This window comes from Kineococcus rubinsiae, from assembly GCF_011839805.1.
Classification (GTDB): domain Bacteria; phylum Actinomycetota; class Actinomycetes; order Actinomycetales; family Kineococcaceae; genus Kineococcus; species Kineococcus rubinsiae.
The window spans coordinates 1-26,258 of record NZ_VWPY01000002.1 but is presented as its reverse complement, the minus strand read 5'-3'; the positions used below and the strand labels follow the sequence as shown (position 1 = coordinate 26,258).

At 75.7% G+C, this 26,258-nt stretch carries 26 protein-coding genes, 4 tRNA genes and 1 pseudogene; 19 read left to right on the top strand and 12 right to left on the bottom strand.

From position 1 onward, the window contains the following. Positions 1-11: 11 nt before the first annotated feature. The 3 genes from F1544_RS02020 to F1544_RS25130 all read right to left on the bottom strand — a co-directional run bounded on the left by F1544_RS02020 (position 12) and on the right by F1544_RS25130 (position 1,354). A complete protein-coding gene (locus tag F1544_RS02020) occupies positions 12-602 on the bottom strand; it encodes an MOSC N-terminal beta barrel domain-containing protein (RefSeq protein ID WP_167581510.1) in 591 nt (196 codons plus the stop codon). A gap of 27 nt (positions 603-629) precedes the next feature. Next, positions 630-701: transfer RNA gene (locus tag F1544_RS02015), tRNA-Val, on the bottom strand. A gap of 83 nt (positions 702-784) precedes the next feature. Further along, entirely contained in the window at positions 785-1,354 is a 570-nt protein-coding gene (locus F1544_RS25130) for a TIGR02611 family protein (RefSeq protein WP_167581507.1), read from the bottom strand. Between the two features lie 336 nt (positions 1,355-1,690). Here F1544_RS25130 and F1544_RS02005 point away from each other — a divergent pair, with 336 nt between their 5' ends. From F1544_RS02005 to treY, 7 genes are all read left to right on the top strand, one after another. Beyond that, positions 1,691-2,119, top strand: a complete 429-nt coding sequence (locus F1544_RS02005; protein WP_308469830.1) for an SsgA family sporulation/cell division regulator — start codon at positions 1,691-1,693, stop codon at positions 2,117-2,119. Positions 2,120-2,276: 157 nt separating this feature from the next. After that, positions 2,277-3,398: an alpha-hydroxy acid oxidase gene (locus tag F1544_RS02000; RefSeq protein ID WP_167581504.1), complete on the top strand. Its 1,122-nt coding sequence runs from the start codon at positions 2,277-2,279 to the stop codon at positions 3,396-3,398. A 124-nt stretch (positions 3,399-3,522) separates the two neighbouring features. Further along, positions 3,523-3,594, top strand: a tRNA-Gly gene (locus tag F1544_RS01995). A gap of 35 nt (positions 3,595-3,629) precedes the next feature. Continuing rightward, positions 3,630-3,700 (top strand) — tRNA-Cys (locus F1544_RS01990). A 40-nt stretch (positions 3,701-3,740) separates the two neighbouring features. Next, positions 3,741-3,812 (top strand) — tRNA-Val (locus F1544_RS01985). A gap of 200 nt (positions 3,813-4,012) precedes the next feature. Beyond that, the gene (glgX, locus tag F1544_RS01980) at positions 4,013-6,154 is read left to right on the top strand and encodes a glycogen debranching protein GlgX (RefSeq protein WP_167581501.1); all 2,142 of its coding nucleotides are present in this window, start codon (positions 4,013-4,015) and stop codon (positions 6,152-6,154) included. Then, positions 6,151-8,610 (top strand): malto-oligosyltrehalose synthase, encoded by a 2,460-nt coding sequence (gene treY / locus F1544_RS01975; RefSeq protein WP_167581498.1) that lies wholly within the window; start codon positions 6,151-6,153, stop codon positions 8,608-8,610. Before glgX ends, treY begins: the two co-directional genes overlap by 4 nt. Before the next feature lie 78 nt (positions 8,611-8,688). On the opposite strand, the gene F1544_RS01970 is transcribed toward treY, so the two are convergent. Continuing rightward, positions 8,689-8,979 carry a DUF1905 domain-containing protein gene (locus tag F1544_RS01970; protein WP_167581494.1) on the bottom strand — a complete coding sequence of 97 codons (291 nt, stop codon included), beginning with the start codon at positions 8,977-8,979 and terminating at the stop codon, positions 8,689-8,691. A gap of 155 nt (positions 8,980-9,134) precedes the next feature. On the opposite strand from F1544_RS01970, the gene treZ reads away from it, so the two are divergent. The 3 genes from treZ to F1544_RS01955 are packed head-to-tail and all read left to right on the top strand — an operon-like array spanning position 9,135 to position 12,794. Then, a complete protein-coding gene (gene treZ, locus F1544_RS01965) occupies positions 9,135-10,904 on the top strand; it encodes a malto-oligosyltrehalose trehalohydrolase (protein WP_167581491.1) in 1,770 nt (589 codons plus the stop codon). After that, on the top strand, positions 10,901-11,602 hold the full coding sequence (locus tag F1544_RS01960; protein ID WP_167581488.1) for an NUDIX hydrolase N-terminal domain-containing protein: 702 nt from the start codon (positions 10,901-10,903) through the stop codon (positions 11,600-11,602). Before treZ ends, F1544_RS01960 begins: the two co-directional genes overlap by 4 nt. A gap of 58 nt (positions 11,603-11,660) precedes the next feature. Continuing rightward, the gene (locus tag F1544_RS01955) at positions 11,661-12,794 is read left to right on the top strand and encodes a HoxN/HupN/NixA family nickel/cobalt transporter (RefSeq protein WP_167581485.1); all 1,134 of its coding nucleotides are present in this window, start codon (positions 11,661-11,663) and stop codon (positions 12,792-12,794) included. Here F1544_RS01955 and zapE read toward each other — a convergent pair. Further along, the gene (zapE, locus tag F1544_RS01950; protein ID WP_167581482.1) at positions 12,750-13,814 is read right to left on the bottom strand and encodes a cell division protein ZapE; all 1,065 of its coding nucleotides are present in this window, start codon (positions 13,812-13,814) and stop codon (positions 12,750-12,752) included. The two genes, F1544_RS01955 and zapE, sit on opposite strands and share 45 nt — an antisense overlap. Before the next feature lie 220 nt (positions 13,815-14,034). On the opposite strand from zapE, the gene F1544_RS01945 reads away from it, so the two are divergent. The 3 genes and pseudogenes from F1544_RS01945 to ribA form a co-directional block, all read left to right on the top strand. Next, entirely contained in the window at positions 14,035-14,934 is a 900-nt protein-coding gene (locus F1544_RS01945; protein WP_167581479.1) for a sulfurtransferase, read from the top strand. Then, a complete protein-coding gene (locus F1544_RS01940; RefSeq protein WP_167581476.1) occupies positions 14,931-15,392 on the top strand; it encodes a SufE family protein in 462 nt (153 codons plus the stop codon). Before F1544_RS01945 ends, F1544_RS01940 begins: the two co-directional genes overlap by 4 nt. 80 nt (positions 15,393-15,472) lie before the next feature. Then, positions 15,473-16,063 (top strand): annotated as a pseudogene (gene ribA, locus F1544_RS01935) (GTP cyclohydrolase II); the annotation flags it as partial. Positions 16,064-16,085: 22 nt separating this feature from the next. Here the strand turns inward: ribA and F1544_RS26050 are convergent. The 4 genes from F1544_RS26050 to F1544_RS01915 form a co-directional block, all read right to left on the bottom strand. After that, positions 16,086-16,487 carry a helix-turn-helix transcriptional regulator gene (locus F1544_RS26050; protein WP_167581470.1) on the bottom strand — a complete coding sequence of 134 codons (402 nt, stop codon included), beginning with the start codon at positions 16,485-16,487 and terminating at the stop codon, positions 16,086-16,088. 98 nt (positions 16,488-16,585) lie between these two features. Beyond that, positions 16,586-17,305, bottom strand: a complete 720-nt coding sequence (locus F1544_RS01925) for a TetR/AcrR family transcriptional regulator (RefSeq protein WP_167581467.1) — start codon at positions 17,303-17,305, stop codon at positions 16,586-16,588. 56 nt (positions 17,306-17,361) lie between these two features. After that, positions 17,362-18,519: an alpha/beta hydrolase gene (locus F1544_RS26045; RefSeq protein WP_167581464.1), complete on the bottom strand. Its 1,158-nt coding sequence runs from the start codon at positions 18,517-18,519 to the stop codon at positions 17,362-17,364. Next, positions 18,516-18,908 carry a DoxX family protein gene (locus tag F1544_RS01915; RefSeq protein WP_167581461.1) on the bottom strand — a complete coding sequence of 131 codons (393 nt, stop codon included), beginning with the start codon at positions 18,906-18,908 and terminating at the stop codon, positions 18,516-18,518. Before F1544_RS01915 ends, F1544_RS26045 begins: the two co-directional genes overlap by 4 nt. Positions 18,909-18,968: 60 nt before the next feature. On the opposite strand from F1544_RS01915, the gene F1544_RS01910 reads away from it, so the two are divergent. Genes F1544_RS01910 through F1544_RS01900 form a run of 3 tightly spaced genes read left to right on the top strand, consistent with a single transcriptional unit; the run spans position 18,969 to position 20,393 of the window. Beyond that, positions 18,969-19,517 carry a hypothetical protein gene (locus F1544_RS01910; RefSeq protein WP_208971140.1) on the top strand — a complete coding sequence of 183 codons (549 nt, stop codon included), beginning with the start codon at positions 18,969-18,971 and terminating at the stop codon, positions 19,515-19,517. A gap of 14 nt (positions 19,518-19,531) precedes the next feature. Then, the gene (gene msrB, locus F1544_RS01905; RefSeq protein ID WP_167581458.1) at positions 19,532-19,984 is read left to right on the top strand and encodes a peptide-methionine (R)-S-oxide reductase MsrB; all 453 of its coding nucleotides are present in this window, start codon (positions 19,532-19,534) and stop codon (positions 19,982-19,984) included. 46 nt (positions 19,985-20,030) lie between these two features. Beyond that, a complete protein-coding gene (locus F1544_RS01900) occupies positions 20,031-20,393 on the top strand; it encodes a hypothetical protein (RefSeq protein WP_167581455.1) in 363 nt (120 codons plus the stop codon). Positions 20,394-20,484: 91 nt separating this feature from the next. On the opposite strand, the gene hemQ is transcribed toward F1544_RS01900, so the two are convergent. The 3 genes from hemQ to hemE are packed head-to-tail and all read right to left on the bottom strand — an operon-like array spanning position 20,485 to position 23,802. Continuing rightward, the gene (gene hemQ, locus F1544_RS01895) at positions 20,485-21,198 is read right to left on the bottom strand and encodes a hydrogen peroxide-dependent heme synthase (protein WP_167581452.1); all 714 of its coding nucleotides are present in this window, start codon (positions 21,196-21,198) and stop codon (positions 20,485-20,487) included. A gap of 56 nt (positions 21,199-21,254) precedes the next feature. Further along, on the bottom strand, positions 21,255-22,691 hold the full coding sequence (hemG, locus tag F1544_RS01890; protein WP_167581449.1) for a protoporphyrinogen oxidase: 1,437 nt from the start codon (positions 22,689-22,691) through the stop codon (positions 21,255-21,257). Then, positions 22,684-23,802 (bottom strand): uroporphyrinogen decarboxylase, encoded by a 1,119-nt coding sequence (hemE, locus tag F1544_RS01885; protein WP_167581446.1) that lies wholly within the window; start codon positions 23,800-23,802, stop codon positions 22,684-22,686. Before hemE ends, hemG begins: the two co-directional genes overlap by 8 nt. Positions 23,803-23,866: 64 nt before the next feature. On the opposite strand from hemE, the gene F1544_RS01880 reads away from it, so the two are divergent. The 3 genes from F1544_RS01880 to F1544_RS01870 form a co-directional block, all read left to right on the top strand. Next, positions 23,867-24,457, top strand: coding sequence for a DUF3000 domain-containing protein (locus tag F1544_RS01880; protein ID WP_308469829.1), 591 nt, complete (start codon positions 23,867-23,869; stop codon positions 24,455-24,457). Between the two features lie 144 nt (positions 24,458-24,601). Then, positions 24,602-25,204, top strand: a complete 603-nt coding sequence (locus F1544_RS01875; RefSeq protein ID WP_167581440.1) for a response regulator transcription factor — start codon at positions 24,602-24,604, stop codon at positions 25,202-25,204. A 94-nt stretch (positions 25,205-25,298) separates the two neighbouring features. Continuing rightward, a partial coding sequence (locus tag F1544_RS01870) for a ribonuclease D (RefSeq protein ID WP_167581437.1) occupies positions 25,299-26,258 on the top strand: 960 nt, incomplete at its 3' end.

The following is a 26,258-nucleotide window of genomic DNA, read 5'->3' as shown; positions in this document are numbered from 1 at the left end:
GCGCGCCGACTCTATCCGGGTGCCGCGAGGACCTGGACGGGCGCGCCCCGGCGCACGCGCCCGGGGGTCACGACCTCCGCGAACCAGCCGGCGCAGTGCCGGGGCCGCAGCCCCAGGCGCAGCCGCACGGGCGCCTCGCCCAGGCCGCCGAGGAGCAGGTGCGCACCGTCGACGGCCGCGGCCTCGGCCGCCGGGTCGAGGTCGACGACGAGGTTGGCGCGCGAGGAGTCCCCGGCGGCCGGGTCCGCGCGCTGGGCGAGGGAGACGACGTGGACGGCGGCGACCTGGCGCGCGCCCGCGGCCTCGGCGCGCAGCCGCAGCGGGGAGGTGCCGAGGTGGGCCGCGACGGCGGCGAGGTCGCCCGGGCGCTGCCCCGGGGCCGCGAGCAGCGGGTCCTCCGCGGTGCCTGCGAGGGTCAGGGTCCGCAGCAGCGGCGCGGTCTTGGCGGTCAGGACGGTGCCCTCGGCGGTGACCAGGACGTGGCCGCGGTCGCCGCGCAGGCCGACGGGCTCCAGCAGCGCCTCGTCGGGGCGCAGACCGGCCACGGACTTCACGGGGAAGAGGGCCAGGGCGACGAGGACGCCGGCACGGGGAGAGGTCACGGCGGGTCCTCGGGGGAGGTGTTCGGGTGGGCGATACTGGGTTCGAACCAGTGACCCCCTCGGTGTGAACGAGGTGCTCTACCACTGAGCTAATCGCCCGGGCTGCGGCGGACCGCGACCGGCCTGAGAACCATAGCGTCTCGCGAGCCGCGCTCACGACACCCCCTGACCGGCGCCGCCGCTCAGCGGACGCCCGGCACCCGCTGCAGCTGGGCCGTGACGACCTCGGGGCTCCACGACGGCACGCCCTGCCACGCGAACCAGCCCCAGACGGCGAGGAGCACGACGGCCCCCGTGCCGCCGCCGAGCGCGATGCGCGTGCGCCACGACCGCCGCTCGACCCAGCGCACCCAGCGGTGCAGCTGCCGCTGGCCGAAGGCGTTCAGGCGCCGCGCGGAGGAGAACTCCGAGCCGAGGACCGCGAGGCCGAGGAAGACGACGAGCCAGCCGGGGCCGGGCAGCGGCACGAGGACCAGGCCGAGGACGACCACGACGGTCCCGACCGCGCCGACGACCATCCGGTAGAGGTGGTTGCGCTTGGGGTTCGCCCGCAGGGCCTCGCGGCGGCGCCGCACGGAGCCGCGCCACCCGTGGTCGGGGTGGGGGCGGGCGGTGCGGGCGCGCTCGCCCGGGTCGGCGGGCCGGGGCACCAGCGCCGAGCGCACGGACTCCGGGGCCGCCGGGGGGTCCGCGGGTGCGCCCGCGCGCTCCGCCTCGTGCGCTCCACCGTGCGTCGTGCCGTCCGTGCGCACGCGTCCACCCCGCTCCACCGTCACCGTGCTCCGCCCCGGGGTGCCGACCCCGCGTCCGACCCGTCTCCCCGGTGCCAACGCGCGGGGGCGCCGGAGTGCTCCCGGCATCCGGGTGGAGGTTCTGCGCACACCGGGGAGGCCCCGCAGGCCCGGAACTCCTTCGCCGAGGACACCGGATCCGGCCTCCGGAGGGCCCCGGGGAGCCCGGAGGGAACCGGACCGATCACAGGAACGTCCCAATCGCCACGTTCGGGTGTTTCAAGAGGGTGAACAGTGGGAAAGTTCCTGACACGGTCGCTGGAGCCCGTCAGCGGCCATGAGCACACGGAGGTCGACGTGCCCGCACTGCCGCACCGCAAGACCGAGGTCGACGTCGACGTGTCGCTGCGCCTGCGGACCACCAGCGGTCCTGGACTGCCCGTCCCCGCCAGCCTCCACTACGGCGCCGACGACCCGTACGCGATCCACGCCGTGTTCCGCGGCGGCGACACCGATGTCGAGTGGGTCTTCGCGCGGGACCTCCTGAGGGAGGGGCTCGTCGCCCCCGCGGGCGACGGCGACGTCCACGTCCGGCCCTGTCCCCACGCCGCCGACGGCCGGGCCCGCGTCCTGCTGCGCCTGTCCTCCCCCGACGGCAACGCCGAGCTGGAGGCCGACGAGGCCGACGTGCGGCGCTTCCTGCGCCGGGCCGACGCCCTGGTCCCCCCGGGCCGCGAGACCCGGCACCTGGACCTCGACGACCTGGTCCACCGGCTGGTCTCCTGACCGGTCCCCCGCAGCACCGCGAGACCACAGCACCGCTGGACCGCAGAGCCCGCGCGAGGCCCCGACGAGGGTCCGGACGCGGGCTCTCGTGCGTCCATCGGGGGCGGATCCGGGGGTCCGGGCGCGCGCGGGCCCGCGCGTCTGGTACTCCCGTCCCATGACGGACACAGTCGAGCGACCCCACGTCGAGCCGGCCGCGGACCCCGCCCTCAACATCCGCGAGCTGCGCGAGGCCGCCCTGCAGCAGCTCCGGGCCGGTGCCTTCGGGCAGCCCATGTGGGACTACCTCGAGGGCGGCAGCGGCGACGAGCGCAGCCTGCGGTGGAACGAGGAGGCCTGGGGCGAGATCCGCCTCTCGCCCCACTGCCTCGTGGGCGTCGAGGACATCGACACCTCCACGACCCTCTTCGGCTCCCGCCTGGCCTCCCCCATCGGCCTGTCCCCGGCGGCCAGCCACAAGATCTGGCACCCGGACGGTGAGCTCGGCGTGACCGCGGCCGCCGGCGAGGCCGGGATGGTCTACTGCCAGAGCACCCTGGGCACGACGTCGATGGAGGACGTCGCCGCCGCCGCGACGAGCCCGCTGTGGTTCCAGCTGTACGTGCGCCGCGACCGCGACCTCACGGCGAGCCTCGCGCAGCGCGCCGCGGCCGCCGGCTACCAGGCGCTGGTCGTGACGGTGGACACCCCCGTGCTCGGGGCGCGCGACACCGACCGCCGCCGCAGCGTGCGCCTGCCCTCGGGCATGGCCTTCGCCAACCTCCCGGCCCTCACGGCCCGCGTCGAGGACGACCTGCCGGCCCACCGCCGCGTCTACGTCGAGCGCCTCGACCCGACGCTGCGCTGGAAGGACATCACCTGGCTGGCCGAGCTGACCGACCTGCCCGTGGTGGTCAAGGGCGTCCTGCGCGCCGACGACGCGGCCCGCGCCCTCGACCACGGCGCCGCGGGCGTCTGGGTCTCCAACCACGGGGCGCGCAACCTCGACACGGTCGTCCCGACGGCGCAGGCCCTGCCCGCGGTCGCGGCGGAGGTGGCCGGGCGCGCGCCCGTCATCGTCGACTCGGGCGTGCGGCGGGGCACCGACGTCCTGAAGGCGCTGTGCCTGGGCGCGGACGCCGTCTTCGTCGGCCGGCCCTACCTCTACGGCCTCGCCGCCGCGGGGCGCGAGGGCGCCCTCATGGCGCTGCACATGCTTGACACGGAGCTGCGGATGGCCATGGGCCTCTGCGGCGCCCCGGACCTCGCCTCCCTCACGCCCGACCTGCTCTGGCACTGAGCTGAGCGGCCGCGCCCCCGTCCGGCGGCACGCCGGACGGGGGCGGTTTGGCTCCGGGAGTGCGGGTCGGCTACTGTCTACGACGTCACCAGGAACGGCCGCGAGGCCCGGAACGGTCAGACATGCGGACGTGGCGCAGTGGTAGCGCATCACCTTGCCAAGGTGAGGGTCGCGGGTTCGAATCCCGTCGTCCGCTCGGGTGCACGAGCTGTTCCGAGGCATCCGCCTCACGGTGGAGTGGCCGAGAGGCGAGGCAACGGCCTGCAAAGCCGTCCACACGGGTTCGAATCCCGTCTCCACCTCGGCACGGCACCAGGCAGCTCGTCCGCCTGGTGAGGTCGCGGGCGATTGGCGCAGCGGTAGCGCGCTTCCCTGACACGGAAGAGGTCACTGGTTCGATCCCAGTATCGCCCACCTGAACGACGCAGGCCGGATCCCCCTCGGGGGTCCGGCCTTCGTCGTCCCCGCCCCCGGGCGGGCCGCGACCGTCCCCGTTCGTCGTCCGGCACGTCAGCCGCCATGATGACCGGGACCCGACGGGCGCCGCGACAGCCGGCGCCCGCCACCTGGACGACCAGGCACGACGCCCCCACGTGCTGCGGAGGACTCGCGAGATGCAGATCTGGCCCGGACGGCCCTACCCCCTCGGCGCCACCTACGACGGCGCGGGCACCAACTTCGCCCTCTTCTCCGAGGTCGCCGAGCGCATCGAGCTCTGCCTCGTCGAGGAGGACGGCACCGAGACGCGCGTCGACCTCCCCGAGGTCGACGGCTTCGTGTGGCACGCCTACCTGCCCTCGGTCATGCCCGGGCAGCGCTACGGCTTCCGCGTGCACGGGCCCTTCGACCCCGCGAACGGCCACCGCTGCCAGCCCGAGAAGCTGCTGCTGGACCCCTACGCCAAGGCGATCGAGGGGCAGGTCGACGGCGACGAGTCGCTCTTCTCCTACGAGTTCGAGGCCAACGACGCGATCAACCCGGCCGACAGCGCGGGGCACACGATGCTCTCCGTCGTCGTCAACCCCTTCTTCGACTGGGGCAACGACCGCCGCCCCGGCCACGAGTACCACGAGTCGGTGATCTACGAGGCGCACGTCAAGGGCCTGACGATCCAGCACCCCGACATCCCCGAGAGCATCCGCGGGACGTACGCCGGCATGGCGCACCCCGCGATGATCGACCACCTCAAGGGCCTCGGCGTCACGGCCGTCGAGCTCATGCCGGTGCACCAGTTCGTGCAGGACACCCACCTCGTGGACAAGGGCCTCGCGAACTACTGGGGCTACAACACGATCGGGTTCTTCGCGCCGCACAACTCCTACTCCTCCACGGGCCAGCGCGGCCAGCAGGTGCAGGAGTTCAAGTCGATGGTGCGGGCGCTGCACGAGGCGGACATCGAGGTCATCCTCGACGTGGTCTACAACCACACCGCCGAGGGCAACCACATGGGCCCGACGCTGTGCTTCCGCGGCATCGACAACCAGGCGTACTACCGCCTGGTCGACGGCGACCAGGCGCACTACTACGACACCACCGGCACCGGCAACAGCCTCCTCATGCGGCACCCGCACGTCCTGCAGCTGATCATGGACTCGCTGCGCTACTGGGCCGAGGAGATGCACGTCGACGGGTTCCGCTTCGACCTCGCGGCGACCCTGGCGCGGCAGTTCCACGAGGTGGACCGGCTGTCGGCCTTCTTCGACCTGGTCCAGCAGGACCCGGTGGTCTCCCAGCTCAAGCTCATCGCGGAGCCGTGGGACGTGGGCGACGGCGGCTACCAGGTCGGCGGCTTCCCGCCCCTGTGGACGGAGTGGAACGGCCGCTACCGCGACGCCATCCGCGACTTCTGGCGCGGCGAGCCGCACACGATCGCCGAGTTCGCGAGCCGCCTGACGGGTTCCAGCGACCTGTACGAGCACTCCGGGCGCAAGCCCATCGCCAGCATCAACTTCGTCACCGCCCACGACGGCTTCACGATGCGGGACCTGGTGTCCTACAACGAGAAGCACAACGACGCCAACGGCGAGGGCGGCAACGACGGCGAGAGCCACAACCGCTCCTGGAACTGCGGCGTCGAGGGGCCCACGGACGACCCCGAGATCGTGGCGCTGCGCGCGCGCCAGCACCGCAACCTGCTGACGACCCTCCTGCTGAGCCAGGGCGTGCCGATGATCCTGCACGGCGACGAGCTGGGCCGGACCCAGCAGGGCAACAACAACGTCTACTGCCAGGACAACCCGCTGGCCTGGGTCGACTGGGACCTGAGCGACCCGCAGAAGGAGCTCCTGGCCTTCGCCCAGCGCGTCGTGGCCCTGCGCCGCACCGAGCCCGTCTTCCAGCGCCGCCGCTTCTTCGCGGGCGACGCCGGGCACGGCGGCGAGAGCCAGGTCGGCGACATCGAGTGGTTCAGCGCCGACGGCAGCGCCATGACCGACACGGGCTGGGGCGACGCCACCAACCGCAGCGTCATGGTCTTCCTGAACGGCGAGGCGATCCCCGAGTCCGACCGCCGCGGTGAGCGCATCGTCGGGGACTCCTTCCTCATCCTCTTCAACCCCTGGCACGAGCCGCTGGACTTCACGCTCCCCGAGAAGGCCTACGGCGACGGCTGGGCCCCCCGGCTGGACACCGCCGACGACCAGGTCGGCGTCGTGTCCATCTTCACGGAGGAGTCCGCCTTCTCCCCCGGTACGACCGTCCCGGTCGCCGGACGCTCCATCCTCGTGCTGGCCCGCGGTCCCCTGGGAGACAAGTGAACGACGAGTACCGACCGGCCGTCGTGCCGGCGAGCACCTACCGCCTGCAGATCCAGCCGGCCTTCACCTTCGACGACGCGGCCGCCCGGGCGGCCTACCTCGCCGACCTCGGGGTGACGCACGCCTACCTGTCGCCCGTCCTGGCCCCGGCCAAGGGCTCGACGCACGGCTACGACGTCATCGACCACTCGCGGCTGAACCCCGAGGCCGGGGGCCGCCCGGCCTTCGACCGCCTCAGCGCCGCGCTGGAGGCCGCCGGTCTGGGCGCCGTGGCCGACGTGGTGCCGAACCACATGGCCGTCCCGACCCCCGCCTCCGACAACGCCCAGCTGTGGTCGGTGCTGCGCGAGGGCCCCGAGTCGCCGTTCGCGAGCTGGTTCGACGTCGACTGGTCGGTCCCCGACCGCGCGATCCTCATGGCCGTGCTCGGCCAGCGGATCGGGCAGGTCCTCGCCGCGGGCGAGCTGACGCTCGACGTCACGGGCGACGAGCCCGTCCTGCGCTACTACGACCACGTCTTCCCCGTCCGCCCCGGCACCGAGGACCTGCCGCTCGCGCAGCTCGTCGACCGGCAGTGGTACCGCCTCGCGCACTGGCGCGTCGCCGACGAGGAGCTGAACTACCGGCGCTTTTTCGACGTCGACACCCTCGCCGCCGTGCGCGTGGAGGACCCGGAGGTCTTCGACGCCTCCCACGCGCTGCTCCTGGAGCTGCTGCGCGCCGGCGAGCTGCAGGGCCTGCGCATCGACCACCCGGACGGCCTGGCCGACCCCCGCGGCTACCTGGCCCGCCTGGCCGCCGCGACCGAGCGGGACGGCAGCAGCGCCTGGGTCGTCGTGGAGAAGATCCTCGAGGGCGGCGAGACGCTGCCCACGGACTGGGCGACCGCCGGGACCACCGGCTACGACGCCCTGCACGAGGTCGGCGGGCTCTTCCTCGACCAGGCCGGCGCCGAGCCCCTGACGTCGCTGTACGCCTCCCTCACGGGCGACTCCGAGCCGTTCTCGGCCGTCGTCGAGCAGGCCAAGCGGGAGGTCGTCGAGCACGGCCTCTACGCCGAGGTGCACCGCCTCGTCGACCTGCTCGCGGCGATCTGCCACGACGACGTCGACCTGCGCGACCACACCCGCCGCGGGCTGCACGAGTCCGTCGTGGAGCTGCTCGTCGCGTTCCCGCGCTACCGCGCCTACGTCGTGCCCGGCGAGGCAACCCCGGCGGAGGCCGTCGAGGTGCTCGAGGAGGCCGCCACGGCCGCCCGCGCGCACCTGGCCCCCGAGCGCCACGACACCCTCGCCGTGGTCGTCGACCTCGCGCTGGGGCGCGCCGGCAGCCCCGACGACCCCCGGCTCGCGGAGTTCGTCGTCCGCTTCCAGCAGACCTGCGGGCCCGTCATGGCCAAGGGCGTCGAGGACACGGCGTTCTACCGCTGGTTCCGGCTGTCCTCGCTGAACGAGGTGGGCGGCGACCCGACCCGCTTCGGGACCTCGCCGGAGGAGTTCCACAACTTCGCGGGCGTCCTGTCGCGGACCTGGCCGTCGGCGATGACCACCCTGTCCACGCACGACACCAAGCGCAGCGAGGACGTCCGCGCCCACCTCACACCGCTGTCGGAGCACCCCGACGAGTTCGCGGCGGCCCTGGCGGGCTGGCGCGAGCTCGCGGCCGCGCACCGCGACGCCGAGCTCGACGTCCGGACCGAGCTGCTCGTGTGGCAGACCCTCGTCGGCACGTGGGGCCGCAGCGGCCCCCTCGCCGAGGAGCGCCTGCTCGCCTACCTGGAGAAGGCCACCCGCGAGGCCAAGGACCACACGACGTGGACCGCGCCGGACGAGGCCTACGAGGCGGCGGTGCAGCACTTCGCGCGCGGCGTGCTGGGCGACGAGGCGGTGCTGGCCGCCGTCGGCGCGTGGGTCGAGCGCACGGCCGACGCGTCGCGCGTGGCGGTCCTCGGGCAGAAGTTCGTCCAGCTCGCGATGCCCGGCGTCCCCGACGTCTACCAGGGCACCGAGCTCGTCGACCTCTCCCTCGTCGACCCGGACAACCGCCGCGAGGTGGACTACGACGAGCGGGCGCGGCGCCTGGCCGCGCTGGACGCGGGCGAGCGCCCGGCCGACGTCGACGACGAGAAGCTGCTCGTCGTCTCGCGCACCCTGCGGGTGCGCCGCGAGCACCCGGAGGCCTTCCTCGGCGAGACCGCCGCCTACGCCGCGGTGCCGACGTCGACGGGCAACGCCGTCGCCTTCGCCCGGGGCCCGCTGGACGCCCCGGTCGTCGTCGCCGTCGCCACCCGCCTGCCCGGCTCGCTCGAGCGCCTCGGCGGGTGGGGCGAGCACACGCTGGCCCTGCCGGCCGGGACGTGGCGCAACGCCTTCACCGGCGTCGAGGTCCCCGGCGGCAGCGCACGCTTCGCCGACGTGCTCGACGGCCTGCCCGTGGCGCTGCTCGTCCGCGTCTGAGCCGTCCGCACGACCAGCACCGCGAGCCGGTGCCGCCGACCCCGCCCCGGGGCCGGCGGCACCGGCTCGTCGCGCTCCTCAGCTGAAGCGCTGCAGCAGCAGCACGGTCAGCTCCTCCCCGGCCCGGTCCTTGCCGGTGACCGTGCACAGCCCCGCCCGCAGCGGCAGCCAGTGCGGGCCGGTGCCCGACGGCATCAGCGTCGCGGCGAACGGGTGCCCGTCCAGGGTGCCCGCCACGCGCACCGCGCGCCGCGTCCCGAGGACCTCGTCGGAGCCCGCGAGCTCGACGTAGGTCGCGAAGGCCCCGTCCTTGCGGATGCGCGCCGTGAACGCCGCCTCGATCGCGCGGCCCTCCCGCTCAGCGGCCATGCTCGCTCCTCCCCTGCCCGTCCCTCGCTCCGGCGCTGCCACGACACCGGTGCGTGCGGCGCTGCCCTGCACCCGAGACCGGCCCGCGGGCCGGAACTCATCGCCGCTCGCGGGCTGCGGTGGTGGCCCGCTCCCGCGTCCGGTTGGGTGGGGGCATGGAGTTCGGGGTGTGGGCGCCGGGAGCGCACGAGGTCGAGGTCGTCGTCGAGTCCGAGGAGGGGTCGCAGGCGCACGCCATGACCCGCACGGACCTGCCCCGCGAGGGCTGGTGGCACCGGCAGGTCCCGGGAGCCGGGCACGGGACGCGCTACTCCTTCCGCCTCGACGGCTCCGACCCGCGGCCGGACCCCCGCTCGGGCTGGCAGCCCGACGGCGTGCACGGCCCGAGCGCGGTCGTCGCCCCGCTGACGTTCCGCTGGAGCGACTCCGGCTGGAGCGGCCGCGACGCCCGCGGCGCCGTGTTCTACGAGCTCCACGTCGGCACCTTCACGCCCGAGGGCACCTTCGCCGCGGCCGCCGCGCACCTGGACCACCTCGTGGACCTGGGCGTCGAGGTCGTCGAGGTGCTGCCCGTGTCCGCCTTCGACGGCCGCTGGGGCTGGGGCTACGACGGCGTCGCCCCCTACGCGGTGCACGAGCCCTACGGCGGGCCGGAGGCGTTCGCGGCCTTCGTCGACGCCTGCCACGCCAAGGGTCTCGCCGTGGCCCTGGACTGCGTCTACAACCACCTGGGGCCCAGCGGGAACTACCTGGGCGAGTTCGGCCCCTACTTCACCGACAAGCACGAGACGCCGTGGGGCGCCGCGGTGAACCTCGACGACGAGGGGTCGGTGGAGGTGCGCCGCTGGATCGTCGACAACGCGCTGCGCTGGTTCCGCGACTTCCACGTCGACGCCCTGCGCCTGGACGCCGTGCACGCGCTGGTCGACGACTCCCCTGTCCACGTCCTGCAGCAGCTCGCCGACGAGGTTGCGGAGCTGTCCGCACACCTCGGCCGGCCCCTGTCGCTGGTCGCCGAGAGCGACCTCAACGACGCCGCCATGGTCACCCCCACCGCCGAGGGTGGGCGCGGGATGACGGCGCAGTGGGACGACGACGTGCACCACGCCCTGCACGCCTGGCTGACGGGCGAGCGGCAGGGCTACTACGCCGACTTCGGCTCGCCGGAGGTCCTGGCCACGACGTTCACCGAGGCCTTCTGGCACGCGGAGCGGTTCTCCTCCTTCCGCGGCGAGGACTGGGGCCGCAGGGTCGACCGCGCGCGCGTCGGCGGGCACTCCTTCCTGGGCTACCTGCAGACGCACGACCAGGTCGGCAACCGCGCCGTGGGCGAGCGGATCGGCGCGCTGGTCCCGCAGGCGCGCCTCGCCGCGGGCGCCGCCCTGTACCTGCTGGGGCCCTTCACGCCGATGATCTTCATGGGCGAGGAGTGGGACGCCTCCACGCCGTGGCAGTTCTTCACGGACTTCCCGGACCCCGAGCTCGGGGCCGCGGTCAGCAAGGGCCGCCGCTCGGAGTTCGGCGACCACGGCTGGTCCGCCGAGGACGTGCCCGACCCGCAGGACGCGGCCACGCGCGAGCGCTCCGTGCTGCGCTGGGACGAGGTCGGCGACGGCGGGCACGCGCGCGTGCTGCGCTGGTACACCGACCTCCTCGCGCTGCGCCGCGCCGAGCCGGACCTGCGCGCCGACGACCTGCGCGACGTGCGGGTCGACGTCGACGAGAACTGGGTCGTCCTGCACCGCGGCGCCTTCCGCGTCGTGGTGAGCACCGGCTCCGGCGCCGACGTGCCCGTCGCCGGCAACCCCGTCGAGGTCGTCCTGGCCCACACCGACGCCCCGCACACCCCCGAGCTGCTCAGCGAGGGCGTGCGCCTGGTCGGCGAGTCCGTCGCGGTCGTGCGCGTCGCGAACCCCGGGGCGTGAGCGGCCCCGGCGCGAGCGGCGAGGGCACGGACGGCGGGGGCGCGCAGGAGGAGCTCGACGCGGCCGACCGCGTGCGGCGCGCCGCCGTGCGGCTGGCGGCGATCGCGCAGACCGGTCTCTCCTACGCGGACGCCGACCCGTCGAAGGACTACGACGCCGCCCGCTACCGGCAGGTCGCGGACCTCGCGACGGAGCTGCTGGCCGCCGTGTCCGGCGCGGACCCCGCCGCCCTCCGCCTCGACCTGGGCGGCGGCACGGGCTACGCCACCCCCAAGGTCGACGTGCGCGCGGCGGTCGTCGACGAGCGCGAGCGCTTCCTCATGCTGCGCGAGCGCAGCGACGGCCGCTGGTCGCTCCCGGGCGGGTGGGCCGACCCGGGCGACCGGCCCGGTGAGGCCGCGGTGCGCGAGGTGCTGGAGGAGACGGGCTACCCGGTCGCGGCCGTGAAGCTCGTCGCGGTGTGGGAGCGCGACGCGCGGGGGCTGCAGCCGCCGCTGCCCGTGTCCGTGTTCCACCTGTTCTTCCTGTGCCGCGTCGTCGGGGAACCCGTGGCGCCGCAGGACCTCGAGACCCTCGACGTCGGCTGGTTCTCCCTCGACGAGCTGCCGGAGCTGTCGACGATCCGCGTCGTGCGCGAGGAGCTCGAGCGGGTGCTGCTGCACCACCGCGACCCGGACCTGCCGACGGAGTGGGACTGAGGGCTAGGCTGCCGGCTTGTTGCGACTCAGGCGCAACAAGCCACCCGAGGGAGCCTGCATGTCCGACGCCCTGCTCACCTCCGCCACGCGGGCCGCGGGCCGCCGCTGGGACCGCACCGACAGCCGGCGCCTCACGCGCCTGCTCGCCGTCGTCCTCGGCCTGCACGTGCTGGGCTGGGGCGTGCTCGGGTTCGTCGTCGTCCCCGCCGGGCACACCGTGGGGGCGCAGGTCTTCGGCTGGGGCCTGGGCCTGACGGCCTACGTCTTCGGCGTGCGGCACGCCTTCGACGCCGACCACATCGCGGTCATCGACGGCGCCACCCGCAAGCTCACGGCCGACGGGCAGCGCCCGCTCTCGGTCGGGTTCTGGTTCTCCCTCGGCCACTCCAGCGTGGTGGTCGCCATGGCCGTCGTCATCGCCACGGGGGCGAGGTTCGCGAGCGGGCTCGTGACGGAGGGCAGCGCCGCCCACGACGCCCTGGGCGTGTTCGGCACCACGGCCGCCGGCGTGTTCCTGTGGGTCATCGGCCTGGTGAACCTCGCGGCCCTGCTGGGGATCCTGCGCACGGCCCGCCAGCGCCGCCGCGGCGAGCTGGACGACGCCGCGCTGCACCAGCGCCTCGCCCTCGACGGCGCGCTCGCGCGGCTGCTCGCGCGGTTCACGCGCCGCATCCGCTCGCCGCGCCAGATCTACCCCGTCGGGCTGCTCATGGGCCTCGGCTTCGACACCGCCACCGAGGTCGCGCTGCTGGTGCTCGCGGGCACCGCGGCCGTGACGCTGCCCTGGTACGCCGTGCTCGTCCTGCCGGTGCTGTTCACCGCGGGGATGTCCCTGTTCGACACCCTCGACGGCGCCTTCATGAACCTGGCCTACGACTGGGCGCTGGCGAACCCGCTGCGGCGCCTGGCCTACAACGGCGTCGTGACGGGCGTCTCGGTGGCCGTGGCGCTGGCCATCGGCACCATCCAGCTCGTCTCGGTGGCCCACGACGAGCTCCACCTCGGCGACGCGGCGAGCACCTGGATCTCGGGCCTGGACACCGGCGTCGTCGGCTACGCCGTGGCCGCGCTGTTCCTGCTCGTCTGGCTCGGCGCCCTCGTGTGGTGGCGCGTCACCGGGGCGGGCCGCCGCAGCCCCGCCGACGCCTCAGGCGAGGGCGGCGCCGTCGCGGGCCAGGGCCGAGAGGCGTGAGACGGCCCGCAGGTACTTCTTGCGGTAGCCGCCCTCGACGAGCTCGGTGGTGAAGACCTCGTCGAAGGGCACGCCCGAGGCCACGACCGGCACGTCGCGGTCGTAGAGCCGGTCGGCCAGCACCACCATCCGCAGGCCGACCATCTGGTCGCTCACCGTGCTCACCCCGCGCAGGCAGACGGCGCTCGTGCCGGCGACCATCGCGCCGTAGCGGCTGGGGTGGACGTCGGCGAGGTGGCTGAGCACGGCGGAGAAGTCGTCCAGCGTCGCGCCCTCGCGGCTCGCGGCGACGCGCTCGACGGCCGCGTCGTCCAGCGGCTCGGGGGCCGCGGGCAGGCCGCGGTGGCGGTAGTCCTCGCCGTCGACGCGCACGACGTCGAAGCGGCCGGCGAGCGCCTGGATCTCGCGCTGGAAGTCCTGCGCGGCGAAGCGGCCCTCGCCCAGCGCGCCGGGCAGCGTGTTCGACGTCGCGGCCAGGCGGACGCCGCGGTCGACGAGCTCGCGCATCAGCCGCGACATCAGGACGGTGTCGCCCGGGTCGTCCAGCTCGAACTCGTCGATGCAGACGAGGGCGTTGTCCGCGAGCGCCTCGACGGCGGGCAGGAACCCGAGCGCGCCCACGAGGTTCGTGTACTCCACGAAGGTGCCGTAGGCGGCCCGGCGGCCACCGTCGGTGACGACCTGGTGGTACAGCGAGGACAGCAGGTGGGTCTTGCCGACGCCGAACCCGCCGTCGAGGTAGATCCCGGACGGCCCGGCGGGGGTGGCGCTGCGGCGCTTGAACAGCCCGGCGAGGCCGCCGCCCTTCTCCTGCCCCCCGGCGAGGACGCCTGAGCCGAAGGCGTCCATGGCCTGCACGGCGCCCGCCTGGGTCGGCTGGTCCGGGGCCGGCACGTAGGTCGCGAACCGGACGTCGCCGAAGCGCGGCGGGGGGACCAGCTCGGCGACCAGCTGCTCGGGCGGGACGCGGGGACTGCGCGCGGCCAGGGACTGCACGGCGGTCTCCTCGGGGCTGCTCACCCCGCGAGCGTAGTGAGGCACCGCGGGCACCACCCGGCCGGTGGCCCGCGGCGGCGGGTGGTGCTGGTCACGCGCGCACGGGCGGGCCCGGGCGGCGTGGCAGGATCGCCGCCCGGGAACGCCCCCGGGAACGTCCGCGGGAGCCGGGGTGTTGCCGCTGACGACGCGCCACGGCACCCGTGCCCCGCGGTGGTGCGAGACGAGCCCTGGAGGAACGACCGTGACCCTGCCGCTGGACCCCGACCCGAAGCTCGCCGAGTACGCGCACCCGGAGAAGCTCGTCACCACCGCGTGGCTGGCCGAGCACCTGGGCGAGGACGGCCTGCGGGTCGTCGAGAGCGACGAGGACGTCCTGCTCTGGGACACCGGTCACGTCGCGGGCTCCGTGAAGGTCGACTGGCACACCGAGCTGAACGACGAGGTCACCCGCGACTACGTCGACGGCGACGCGTTCGCCGCCCTGATGCGGCGCAAGGGCATCTCGCGCGAGGACACGGTCGTCATCTACGGCGACAAGAACAACTGGTGGGCCGCGTACGCCCTGTGGGTGTTCACGCTCTTCGGCCACCCCGACGTCCGGCTCCTCGACGGCGGCCGCGCGAAGTGGGCCGCGGAGGGCCGTGAGCTCACCACCGACGCCCCCACCCCCGCGCCGGGCGACTACCCCGTCGTGGAGCGCTCCGACACCGCCGTGCGCGCCTTCAAGGAGGACGTGCTCGCGCACCTGGGCGGCAAGCTCATCGACGTCCGCTCCCCGCAGGAGTACACGGGCGAGCGCACCCACATGCCCGACTACCCGGAGGAGGGCACCGTGCGCGGCGGGCACATCCCCGGCGCGGACAGCGTGCCGTGGGCGCGGGCGGCCGCCGAGGACGGCACCTTCAAGCCGCGGGCCGAGCTCGAGGCGATCTACCAGCAGGAGAAGGGCCTCGACCCCTCCGACGACGTGATCGCCTACTGCCGCATCGGGGAGCGCTCGAGCCACACCTGGTTCGTGCTGTCCGCGCTGCTGGGCTTCGCCACCGTCCGCAACTACGACGGCTCCTGGACCGAGTGGGGCAACAGCGTCCGGGTGCCGATCGCGCGCGGCGCCGAACGCGGTGAGGTCGCCGCGCGATGACGGCCGGGACCGAGGACCTGACGGCGGGGCTGCCGCCCGCGCTGGCCGAGATCGTCGAGGACTTCAACGCCCTCGCGGTCGCCGACCGGCTGCAGCTGCTCCTGGAGTTCAGCCAGGGCCTGCCGCCCCTGCCCCCGCGGCTCGAGGGTCACCCCGAGCTGATGGAGAAGGTCGAGGAGTGCCAGTCCCCGGTGTTCGTGGACGTCGAGGTCGACGACGACGCCACGACGCACCTGCACTTCTCGGCCCCGCGCGAGGCGCCGACCACCCGCGGCTTCGCGGGCATCCTCGCGGAGGGCCTCGAGGGGCTCTCGGCGCAGGAGGTCCTGGCCGTGCCCGGTGACGTCGGCTCGCGCCTCGGCCTGGACCAGGCCGTGAGCCCCCTGCGGATGCGCGGGCTGGCCGGGATGCTGGCGCGCGTCAAGCGTCAGGTCCGGGTGGCGACCGCGACGTCGTGAGCACCCTGCGAGAGGACGACGTGACCCCCGTGCCGGAGCGCGTCCCCGCGACGACGCCGGCGGCCCACCCCCACCTGCCGGTGGTCCGGGTCGCCGAAGCGCGGCTGCCCACGACCCACGGCACCTTCCGGGCCGTGGCCTACCGCCAGGCCGACGGCGTCGAGCACCTCGCGCTGGTGGCCGGCGAGATCGGCGACGGGCACGACGTCCTCGTCCGCCTGCACTCGGAGTGCCTCACGGGCGACGTGCTGGGCTCGCTGCGCTGCGACTGCGGGCCGCAGCTGGACGCCGCCCTGGACCTGGTCGCCTCCGAGGGGCGCGGCGTCGTCCTGTACCTGCGCGGGCAGGAGGGCCGCGGCATCGGCCTCGCCGAGAAGATCGCGGCCTACGCGCTGCAGGAGCAGGGCCGCGACACGGTCGAGGCCAACCTCGACCTGGGGTTCCCGGCCGACGCCCGCGACTACACCGGGGCGGTGGCCGTCCTGCGGGACCTGGGCGTGCGCGACGTGGAGCTGCTGACGCACAACCCGGTCAAGGTCGAGGCGCTGCGCTCACACGGCGTGCAGGTGCTGCGCCGGCGCGACCTGCCGGTCGCGCCGACCGCGGACAACGTCCGCTACCTGCGCACCAAGCGGGATCGGATGGGCCACCGGCTGCCCGGGATGCCCTGACCCCGCCCGTCAGACGAGCGCGTCAGATGAGCCCGTCCGCGCGGGCGGCCTCCACGGCGAGCGCCGTGCTGCGGACCCCGTACTTGCGGCGCACGGCGACGAGGTGCTGGGCGACGGTGTTCAGCGCGACCCCGAGGTCGGTGGAGACGGTGACCATGGCGTCGCCGCGGGCGACGCGGCCCAGGATCTCGGCCTCGCGCGGGGTGAGGGTCACCAGCGAGCCGCGGCCGTCCGCGCCCCGCAGCGCGTCGTAGCGCTCCTCGGGGAGGCAGACGAGGCGGCCGGCCGCGGTCTCCACGACCGCCACCCCGTCGCGCGCCGCGGCCTCGAGGAGGGCGTCGAAGGAGGGGGGCGCCGCGGCGTCGTCATGGTCGTCGGCGGGCCCGCCGGTTCTCGGCCCGGACCGTCCGGGGAGTGCACTCACGCGGGGATCTCCACTCGTGGCCTCGGGACGTGGACCCGGCGGCGGTCGTCGCCGGGTGACGCTCTAACGCGAGTGTATTAGAGGTCGCGGCCCGCGCGTCAGGCGACGCACCCGGGGACGTCCGCGACGTCCGCGCCGGAGCGCTCCTCCACCGGCGCCGTCAGGACCGCGGCCCCGGTCTGCACGAGGTCCGCGCAGAGACCGGCGAGCGACCCGGGGTCCAGCAGCCCCCCGTCGCAGTCGCGCTCCCAGCAGGCGAGGGTCGTGACGCCCGTGCGGATGACCTGCACGACGCGGCGGCTCGCCACGGGCTCGCGGCCCTGCGCGGACACCGCCCGCAGGAGCGTGAGCGTGCGCGTCAGCGCCCGCAGGCTCGTGGCCGGGTCCCCGGCGCCGTCGCTCTCCAGGCGCGTCAGCGCGTCCAGGGGGTAGCCGCTGAGGACCGCCTCGTTGAAGCGCGCCCAGTAGCTGGGGGTGCGGCGCACCAGCTCGGCCGCGACCGGGACCACGAGGGCCGCGACCAGCGCTGCCGGGTCCGCGCTTCGGCCGCTCCGCTCGAGGGCGGTGACCTCGCGCGCGCGGTGGCGGTCGATCTCCGTGGTGCGGCGGAACCAGACCGCCGTGAACAGACCCCGCCGGTCGCCGAAGTGGTAGGCGATCGCGTTGCTGTTGCGGTGCCCCGCGGCGAGCGTGATGGCCCGCGAGGAGGCCCCCAGGAGACCCTCCACGGCGACGAGGCGCTCGGCGGAGTCCAGCAGCCGGTCGGCCGAGCTGCCGGGTCCCGGCAGTCCGTCACCCGGGATCCAGCGACCAGCCACGGCGCGAGTGTACGGACGCGCACCGCCGCAGCGAGCGCGCTCTCACCGGCGGGTCGTCACCGGTGGGCGGCGACGAAGTCGCGCACCGCCCGCTCCCAGCCCTGCGGGTCGACGTTCCACTCCTTGGTGTGGCGCGCCCGGTCGCTCGCGACGTAGGTGACGAGGTCCGGCCGGGCCTGCGCCAGGCGCCGGGACGGCCCGGAGGGCACGTAGTCGTCGTCGTCGGAGTGCAGCAGCAGGATCGGCAGCTCGAGCTCCTCCGCCCGCGCCACCCAGTCCATCAGCCGCAGGTCCAGGGGTCCCTCCAGCCCGACGAGCCGGCGGGCGAGGGGGTGGCGCAGCAGGCGCACGCCGTAGCGGCCGAGCCGCACGGGCAGCCCGCGGGTCCTCGCCTGGTGGTCGAGGACGTCGCCCCAGTCCACGACGGGGCCGTCGAGCACGACCGCGCAGACGGCCGGGGCCAGCGGGGAGCGGGCGAGCAGCTGCAGCACGATCGCGCCGCCCATGGACCACCCCACGAGCACGACCCGGCGCGCGCCCGCGTCCAGCGCGTGCTGCACGACGGCCTCGACGTCGGGCCACTCCGTGTCGCCGAGGCCGTAGGTGCGCGCGGGCGAGACCGGTCCGTCGGCGTCGTTGCGGTAGCTGGGCACCAGGCAGGTCAGCCCCGCGGCGTGCAGCACGCCGACCGCGCGCAGCGCCTCCTCCCGGGTCGCTCCGCGCCCGTGCACGAGGACCGCCCAGGTGCCGTCGGACTCCCCCGCGCCCGGCACCGACCAGCACGGCAGGTCACCGACGGGGCCGGGCACGAGGACGTCCTCGTGCGCCAGGCCGAGCGCGGAGCCGGGGTCGCCCGAGAAGTAGTACTGGTTCCAGCGGGCCGCGCCCGGAAGGACCACCCCCGCGTCCACGCCGAGCAGCTCGCGGACCACGTGCTCGTCGGTCACCGCGAGGACCTCGCCGACGCGGAAGTGCCCGCGCCCGTCGTCGGTCCACACGCCGTAGCGCCCCGGGACGACGGTGTCGGGGCTGCGCGCGAGCACGACGCGGGACGGCCCGACCTGCAGGACCTCCACGTCGTCGGGCTTGTGCCGCGCGGGGGTCACGACCGCCCGGGCGAAGGCCGTCGCGACCGCCGTGACCCCGACCAGGCCGAGGGCGGCGGTCCCCACCGAGGCGGCGGCACCCACCGCGGCCCGGCGACGGCCCTTCACGCGCGGGCCACCCGCACCGCGGCCACGAGCAGCGGCACCTGCATCGGCAGCCGCACCAGGGCCGCGGCGGCCCGGCGCGCGTGGGCGGGGCTGCGCCCGCGCCGGCGCCAGGCGTCCAGCGCCTGCTGGCCGTTGGCGGGCCACACCGCGAGGAAGAGCGCGGCGGTCCCCCAGCCGGCCGCGCGGCGGGTCGCCGGGGCGGCGAGGCCCGCCGCGAGGCCCAGCTCGGCCACCCCGGAGGCCAGCGTCCAGGTGCGCGCGGAGAGCGGCAGGGCCCGCGGCACGATGCCGTCGAAGGTCGCCGGGTGGACGAAGTGCGCCGTCCCCGCGACGCCGAGCAGCACCGCCAGGGGCACCCAGGGGCCGCCGGGTGCGGTGCGGGAGGACATGCTCGGCATCCTGCCCGAGCGGCGCGCGGACCGGGACCCCGCCCCCGCTAGCGTGGCCCCGTGCCCGAGGACCTGACGACCGCCCGCCCGACCGTGCTCGTCCTGACGGAGGAGGCGTTCGGCGACGTGGACGCCCGCAACCTCGCGCAGCTGCACCGCGCGGAGGACGGCAGCGACGGTGGCGACGGGGGCGGCGACGCCGCTGACGTGCAGCACCTCGTCCTGGTCCCCGCCGACACGCACCGCAGCGTCCTGGCCGACCTGCTGGACCACCTGAGCCTGGGCGAGCTGCGCGAGGCCCTGGGCTCCGTGCGCGAGGGGCAGCCCGACGCGACGGCCGCGCGCGCCGAGGCCGAGACGGCGCTGGCCGCGACCCTGGCGGCGCTGCGCGCGGAGGGCCTGCAGGCTGAGGGCCGCACCACCGACGACGACCCGCTGCCCGAGGTGCGGCGCGTCCTGGCCGCCGGCGGGGGCGTGCGCGAGCTCGTCGTCGTGACCCGCCCGCACGCCGTGGAGGACACCTTCCACCGCGACTGGGCGTCGCGGGCGCGCGACGAGTTCGGCGTGCCCGTCCTGCACCTGTACGCGGGAACGTCCCGCCTCGGCTGACGGTTGGAACGGGCATGAGGAACCACGGCACGAGCACTCCCGAGGGCACCGACGACCGCTACGCCGTCACCAAGAGCGAGGCCGAGTGGCGCGAGGAGCTGAGCCCGCAGGAGTACGCCGTCCTGCGCCAGGCCGGGACCGAGCGCCCGTTCACGGGCGAGTACGAGGACACCACCACCGAGGGCGTCTACGCCTGTCGCGCGTGCGGCGCCGAGCTGTTCACGAGCAGCGAGAAGTTCGCCTCGCACTGCGGCTGGCCGTCCTTCTTCGACCCGAAGGACTCCGCGGCGGTCGAGCTGATCTCCGACCGCTCGATGGGCATGGTCCGCACGGAGGTGCGCTGCGCGAGCTGCGGTTCGCACCTGGGCCACGTCTTCGAGGGCGAGGGCTACCCGACGCCGACGGACCAGCGCTACTGCATCAACTCGATCAGCCTGTCGCTGCGCCCCACCAGCTCCGCGAGCTGATCCCGGCGACGTGCGTCCCGGCCCCGGCCCGGGCAGAGTGGGCGGCATGACCGAGCCGTACGCCGAGAGCTACCAGGACACCGACCGCGAGCTGGACCCGCTGGACGACCCGGACCTGCGCGCCGAGAACGCCGAGCTCGCGGGTGAGGACGACGCCGACGCGCTCGACGAGGTCGGGGCCCTCGGGACCGACACGCTCCTCGCGGACGACGACGACGACACGTACGACACGACGCGGGCGGTGAGCCACGCGACGGAGGAGCTCATGAGCGACGACGTCGACGCGGACAACGAGACGATCGACGAGCGGATCACGCAGGAGGTGCCCGACGAGTCGGGCGGCACCGGGGCGTCGGGCCTGTCCGACCACGTGGCCGCCGCCGACGCGGAGGACCCCGAGCGCCTCTGACCGCTCAGCACCGCACGCGACGAGAGCCGCCGCCCCCTGAGGGGACGGCGGCTCTCGTGCGTGCGGGCTCTCGCGGGTGCCGAGGTGCGGCTCAGGGCAGCTGGGCCACGAGCTCCGGCAGCTCGACGCGCGGGCCGGTGTAGAACGGCAGCTCCTCGCGCACGTGGTGGCGGGCCTCGGTGGCCCGCAGGTCGCGCATGAGGTCGACGATGCGGTGCAGCTCGTCGGCCTCGAAGGCGAGGACCCACTCGTAGTCGCCCAGGGCGAAGGCGGAGACGGTGTTGGCGCGCACGTCCTCGTAGGGGCGGGCGGCGAGGCCGTGGTCGCGCAGCATGGTGCGGCGCTCGGCCTCGGGCAGCAGGTACCACTCGTAGGAGCGCACGAACGGGTACACGCACACGTAGTCGCGGGCGCGCTCGCCGGACAGGAACGCCGGGACGTGGCCGCGGTTGAACTCCGCGGGGCGGTGCAGCCCGACGACGGACCAGACGGGCACGAGGTGGCGCCCGAGGCGCGTGCGGCGCAGCCGTCGGTAGGCCTCCTGGACGAGCTCGACGGTCTCCGCGTGCCACCACACGAGCAGGTCGGCGTCGGCGCGCAGCCCGGCGACGTCGTAGAAGCCGCGCACGACGAGGCCCTTGCCGGCGAGCTCCTCGAGCAGCGACTGCACCTCGGCCGTGAGCTCCGCGCGGTCGGCGTCGCCGAGGGTGTCCCGCACCGCGAACACCGAGTACATCGTGTACCGGATGGTCGCGTTGATCTCCTCGGCCGTGGGTGCTGCGGGGGCTTCGGCTGGCTGCGTCATGCCCCCATCCTCCCGCGCCCGCGCCGCGCCCACCGCCCCGGGTGCGGTGAGCCCGCTCACCCCGGCGCGGCCCCGCCGGAGGTGGCGAGGGCGGCGAGGACGTCGGCGGCCGCGCGGTCGGCGGCGGCGATGCAGGCGGGTACCCCGACGCCGTCCAGGACGGACCCGCACACCGCGAGCGCCCCGGCCTCCGCGACGGCGGCGCGCACCCGCGCGACCCGGTCGACGTGCCCCACGGCGTACTGCGGCAGCCCGTCGACCCAGCGGGTGACGGAGCCTGCGACGGCGGTCAGGGGGCGCCCGAGCAGGAGCGAGGCGTCGGCCGCGGCGGTGGCGAGGACGTCGGCGTCGTCGCGCTCGAGGACGGCGGTCTCCCGCGCGCGCCCGAGCGAGACCCGCACCACCCGGACGTCCGGGTCCTGCGCGGCGACCCACGCCCACTTGTTCGCCGACAGGGTCAGGGCCTTGACCTGCAGGCCCTCGGCGCGGCCGACGACGGGCGGGACGAGCACGCCGGAGCCGGCCAGCCCGGCGAGCTGGCCGGTGGGGACGGCGAGCGCCGCGATGACCATGCTCGCGGTCTCGACGCCGGCCAGCTCGGTCGCGGCCGCGGGCACGGGCCCGCGCAGCAGCCGGGCGGCGACGGGCGCGGGGACCGCGAGGACGACCGCGTCGGCGTCGACGCCTCCGTCCGGGGTCTGCAGCCGCCAGCCCGTGGCCGTGCGGGTCAGCGCGGTGACGGGCGCCGAGCGGCGCAGCGTGCCCCCGCGGGCCTCGACCGCCGCGGCCAGCGCCTCGGGCAGCCGGGACACCCCGCCGCGGATGCCCGCGAAGACGGGGGTCGTCGCCGCGGGGCGGGCGGCGGCGGCGCTGACGGCCTCGAGCAGGGAGCCGCCCGCGCGGGCGTGCTTCCACAGCGCGGGGACGGTGGCCTGCAGGGACAGCCGGGCGGCGTGCCCGGCGTAGACCCCGCCCAGCAGCGGTTCGACGAGGCGGTCCACGACGGCCCGCCCGACGCGGGAGGCGACGTAGTCGCCCACGGACACGTCGGCGTCCAGGGGCGGGGCGGGCAGGCCGGGTTCGGCGGCGACGCGCTCGACGTCGGCCGGGGCGAGCAGCCCCTCGACCGCGGCGGCGCTGCCGGGCACGCCCATGACCGTCCCCGTCGGCAGGGGCCGCAGCGCGCCCTCGGTGCGCACCGAGGCGCGGGCGGTCTCCGGGTGGACCAGGTCCTCGCCGAGGCCGACGGCGCGGACCAGCTCGACGGCCTCGGGGCGGCGCGCGAGGACCGACTCGGCCCCGGTGTCCACGACGACCCCGCCGACCTCGACGCGGTCCAGCACCCCGCCGAGGCGGGGCGAGGCCTCGAGGACCTGGACGCGGACCCCGGCGCTGGCCAGGCGCCAGGCGGCGCTCAGCCCGCTGACGCCTCCCCCGACGACCACGACGAGCGGGGGCGCCCCCGCCGTCGCGGCGGGCGGCTGCTCAGGCACCCGCCCGCCAGGCGTGCACCTCGTCGACCACGCGCTGCAGGACGTCGGGGTCCGTCGTGGGGGGGACGCCGTGGCCGAGGTTGAAGACGTGCCCGCCGCCCGCGGCCTCGCCCGCCTCGAGCACGCGGTGCACCGCGGGGCGCAGCACGTCCCACGGGGCGAACAGCAGCGCGGGGTCGAGGTTGCCCTGCACCGCGACGCCGCGGTCGAGGCCGGCCGCGGCCAGGCCCTCGCGCCCGCGGCGGGCGCCCTCGTCGAGCGGGACGCGGAAGTCCACGCCGAGCACGTCGACGCCCCCGTCGACGGCGGCCAGGTCGCCCAGCAGCTCGCCGGTGCCGGTGCCGAAGTGGGTGCGCGGCACGCCGAGGTCGCGCACCGCGGCCAGCGCGCGCGCCGAGTGCGGGGCGACGGAGGTGCGGTAGTCGGCGACCGAGAGGGCCCCGACCCAGGAGTCGAAGAGCTGCACGGCGGAGGCGCCGGCGGCGACCTGCGTGCGCAGGAACTCCCCGGTGATCTGCGCGAGGCGGTCCAGCAGGTCGTGCCACAGCCCGGGGTCGGCGTGCATGAGCGCCTTGGTGCGCAGCAGGTCCCGCGACGGGCCGCCCTCGACGAGGTAGCTGGCGAGGGTGAACGGGGCGCCCGCGAACCCGATGAGCGGGGTGGCGCCGAGCTCGGCCGTGATGAGGCCGACGGCCTCGGTGACGAACCCGACCTGCTCGGGGGCCAGCTCCGGCAGGCGGTCGAGGTCGGCGCGGGTGCGGAACGGCTCGGCCACGACGGGGCCGGTGCCCGGGACGATGTCGAGGTCGACGCCCGCGGCCTTCAGCGGCACGACGATGTCGGAGTAGAAGATGGCCGCGTCCACGCCGTAGCGCCGCACGGGCTGCAGGGTGATCTCGGTGACCAGCTCGGGCGTGCGGCAGGAGTCGAGCATCGCGGTGCCCTCGCGGGCCGCCCGGTACTCCGGCAGCGACCGCCCGGCCTGGCGCATGAACCACACGGGCACGTGGTCGGAGACCTCACCCCGCGTCGCCTGCAGGTAGGGCGCGCTCGCCGGGACCGAGGTCGTCGCGGGGGCGGTGGGCGGGGTGGACGGGGGGGTGCTCGGCACTGCCCGATGGTCGCACGGCGTGCCGTCACGCCACGGGGGGACCACCGTGCCTACTCTCCGTGTCGTGAGCGTCCACCGCGTCTCCAGCGGAGGGCCGACCGCCTTCGTCGAGGCCGTCGCGGCCCTGCGCGACGTCCGGTTGCGCGCGGAGGTCCAGCTCACCGAGGTCCCCGCCCCGGCCCGCATCGCCCCGCACGCCGTGGCGCTCGCCGGGGACGTGCTGCTCGGCGAGGACGAGCTCGCCACGGGCCGCTTCATCCTCCTGCACGACCCGTCCGCGCCCGCAGAGTGGGACGGCACGTTCCGCGTCGTCACCTACGCCCGCGCCGACCTCGAGGCCGACCTGGGCTCCGACCCCCTGCTCGGGCAGGTCAGCTGGACGTGGCTGGAGGACGGGCTGGCGAGCGCCGGGGCCCGGGCGGCTCGCGTCGGCGGCACGGTCACCCGCGTGCTGTCGGAGAGCTACGGCGACCTGGCCGACCGGGAGCCGTCCGTGGACGTGGAGCTGCGGGCGTCGTGGACGGCCGAGCCCGACGCGGCGGGCCACGTCGACGTCACCACCCACCTGCACGCGTGGGGCGAGCTGCTGTGCACCGTGGCGGGGCTGCCCCCGCTGCCCGAGGGCGTCGCGTCCCTCGGCCGCCGCCACCGCTGATCGGAGGCGGCCCGCAGCGGCCCGGCTGCGTCACCCCCGGTGCGCCGTTCGGGGTCAAGGTCGGGTGCGTCCCCGCCGATCACTCTGCAGAAGACAGAGGCGTGCCGCAGGAGGCGGGCGCCCCACCTGCTGCAGGAGGACCACGTGACTGCACTCGTCGAGCGGCCAGGGATGGCCGTTCCGTCACGACTCGGCCGCTTCGCCGCGCTCGTCGCCGTCGCCGACCCCGCGATCCGCGAGTCGGTGACGCGCACGCTGCGCCTGCTCGGCGCCGTCAGCGTCGAGCACGCCACGAGCGTCGCCCAGGCCCGCGCGCTGGCCCGGACCGGGCCGCGCGCCCTGTTCATCGCCGACGCCGGCCTGCCCGACGGCTCCGGCGCCGCGCTCGTGTCCGAGCTGCGCTCGGCCGGCTGGAACCGCTGCGTCGTGCTGTCCAGCAGCGCCGACCCGTTCGCGGTCCGCGGTGCGGTCGCCGCCGGGGTCCGCTGCTACCTCGTGACGACGCGCCCCGAGGGCGTCGGCTTCGAGGGCCGCGGCGGCGAGTCCGGCGTGGACAGCCTGTCCGAGCGCGAGATCGAGGTCCTGCAGCACGTGGCCGACGGCCGCTCCAACAAGGACACCGGCGCCCTGCTCGGCCTGTCCGCGCTGACGGTCAAGAGCCACCTGGCGCGCATCGCCCGCAAGCTCGGCACGGGTGACCGCGCCGAGATGGTCGCCATCACCCTGCGGGCCGGCGTCATCCAGTAGTCCGGACCGCCGCCGGTCCCCGGGAGAGCAGCCGGGAGGGGCCGGGCGGCGGGGCGGGGACACCGCCGCGCGGGCGCCCCGTACGGTGGGCGGCGTGGCAGCGGACGCGAGCAGTGCGGCAGCGGAGGAACCGGCGGACCCGGTTCCCGAGGCGCCCCTGCTGAGCAGCCCCGCCGAGGGCGTCCCCGACGTCGTCACCACCCCCGAGGCCCTGGCCGACGTGGTGGCCGCGCTGTCGGCGGGCACCGGCCCCGTCGCGGTCGACGCCGAGCGGGCGTCCGGCTACCGCTACGGCCAGCGGGCCTTCCTCGTGCAGCTGCGCCGCCGCGGTGCCGGCACCCACCTCGTCGACCCGGACGCCCTGCCGGACCTGTCCTCCCTCGGCGAGGCCCTCACGGACGTCGAGTGGGTGCTGCACGCGGCGAACCAGGACCTCCCGTGCCTGGCCGAGGTCGGCATGCGCCCCACCACCCTGTTCGACACCGAGCTCGGTTCCCGCATCGCGGGGCTGCCCCGCGTGGGCCTCGGCGCCGTCGTCGAGGAGTTCCTCGGCATCCGCCTGGCCAAGGAGCACTCGGCCGTCGACTGGTCGACCCGCCCCCTGCCGGAACCCTGGCTGAACTACGCGGCCCTCGACGTCGAGGTCCTCCTGGAGCTGCGCGACGCCCTCGCCGAGCGCCTCACCGAGCAGGGCAAGCTCGCGTGGGCCGAGGAGGAGTTCGCCGCGGTCGTCGACGCTCCCCCGGCCACCCCGCCGGCGGAACCCTGGCGGCGCGTGTCGGGGCTGCACGCCGTGCGCTCCCGCCGCCAGCTCGCCGTGGTCCGCGAGCTCTGGCTGGCCCGCGACGCGGAGGCCCGCCGCCGCGACACCTCCCCCGGGCGCCTCCTGCCGGACTCCGCGGTCGTGGCGGCGGCCCGTGCCATGCCCACCACCCCGCAGGCCCTCGCCGCGACCCCCGGGTTCGTGGGCCGGGCCGCGCGCAGCGCCCTGGCCACGTGGGCCGCGGCCGTCGAGCGCGGCGCGGCCGTGCCCGAGAGCGAGCTGCCGCTGCAC

Excerpts from the sequence above, each read along its gene's own strand:
- glgX (WP_167581501.1), top strand. The coding sequence starts at position 4,013 with ATGCAGATCTGGCCCGGACGGCCCTACCCCCTCGGCGCCACCTACGAC.
- F1544_RS02000 (WP_167581504.1), top strand. The coding sequence starts at position 2,277 with ATGACGGACACAGTCGAGCGACCCCACGTCGAGCCGGCCGCGGACCCC.
- F1544_RS01970 (WP_167581494.1), bottom strand. The coding sequence starts at position 8,979 with ATGGCCGCTGAGCGGGAGGGCCGCGCGATCGAGGCGGCGTTCACGGCG.
- msrB (WP_167581458.1), top strand. The coding sequence starts at position 19,532 with ATGAGGAACCACGGCACGAGCACTCCCGAGGGCACCGACGACCGCTAC.
- hemQ (WP_167581452.1), bottom strand. The coding sequence starts at position 21,198 with ATGACGCAGCCAGCCGAAGCCCCCGCAGCACCCACGGCCGAGGAGATC.
- F1544_RS01900 (WP_167581455.1), top strand. The coding sequence starts at position 20,031 with ATGACCGAGCCGTACGCCGAGAGCTACCAGGACACCGACCGCGAGCTG.
- F1544_RS01915 (WP_167581461.1), bottom strand. The coding sequence starts at position 18,908 with ATGTCCTCCCGCACCGCACCCGGCGGCCCCTGGGTGCCCCTGGCGGTG.
- F1544_RS01940 (WP_167581476.1), top strand. The coding sequence starts at position 14,931 with ATGACGGCCGGGACCGAGGACCTGACGGCGGGGCTGCCGCCCGCGCTG.
- treZ (WP_167581491.1), top strand. The coding sequence starts at position 9,135 with ATGGAGTTCGGGGTGTGGGCGCCGGGAGCGCACGAGGTCGAGGTCGTC.
- F1544_RS01955 (WP_167581485.1), top strand. The coding sequence starts at position 11,661 with ATGTCCGACGCCCTGCTCACCTCCGCCACGCGGGCCGCGGGCCGCCGC.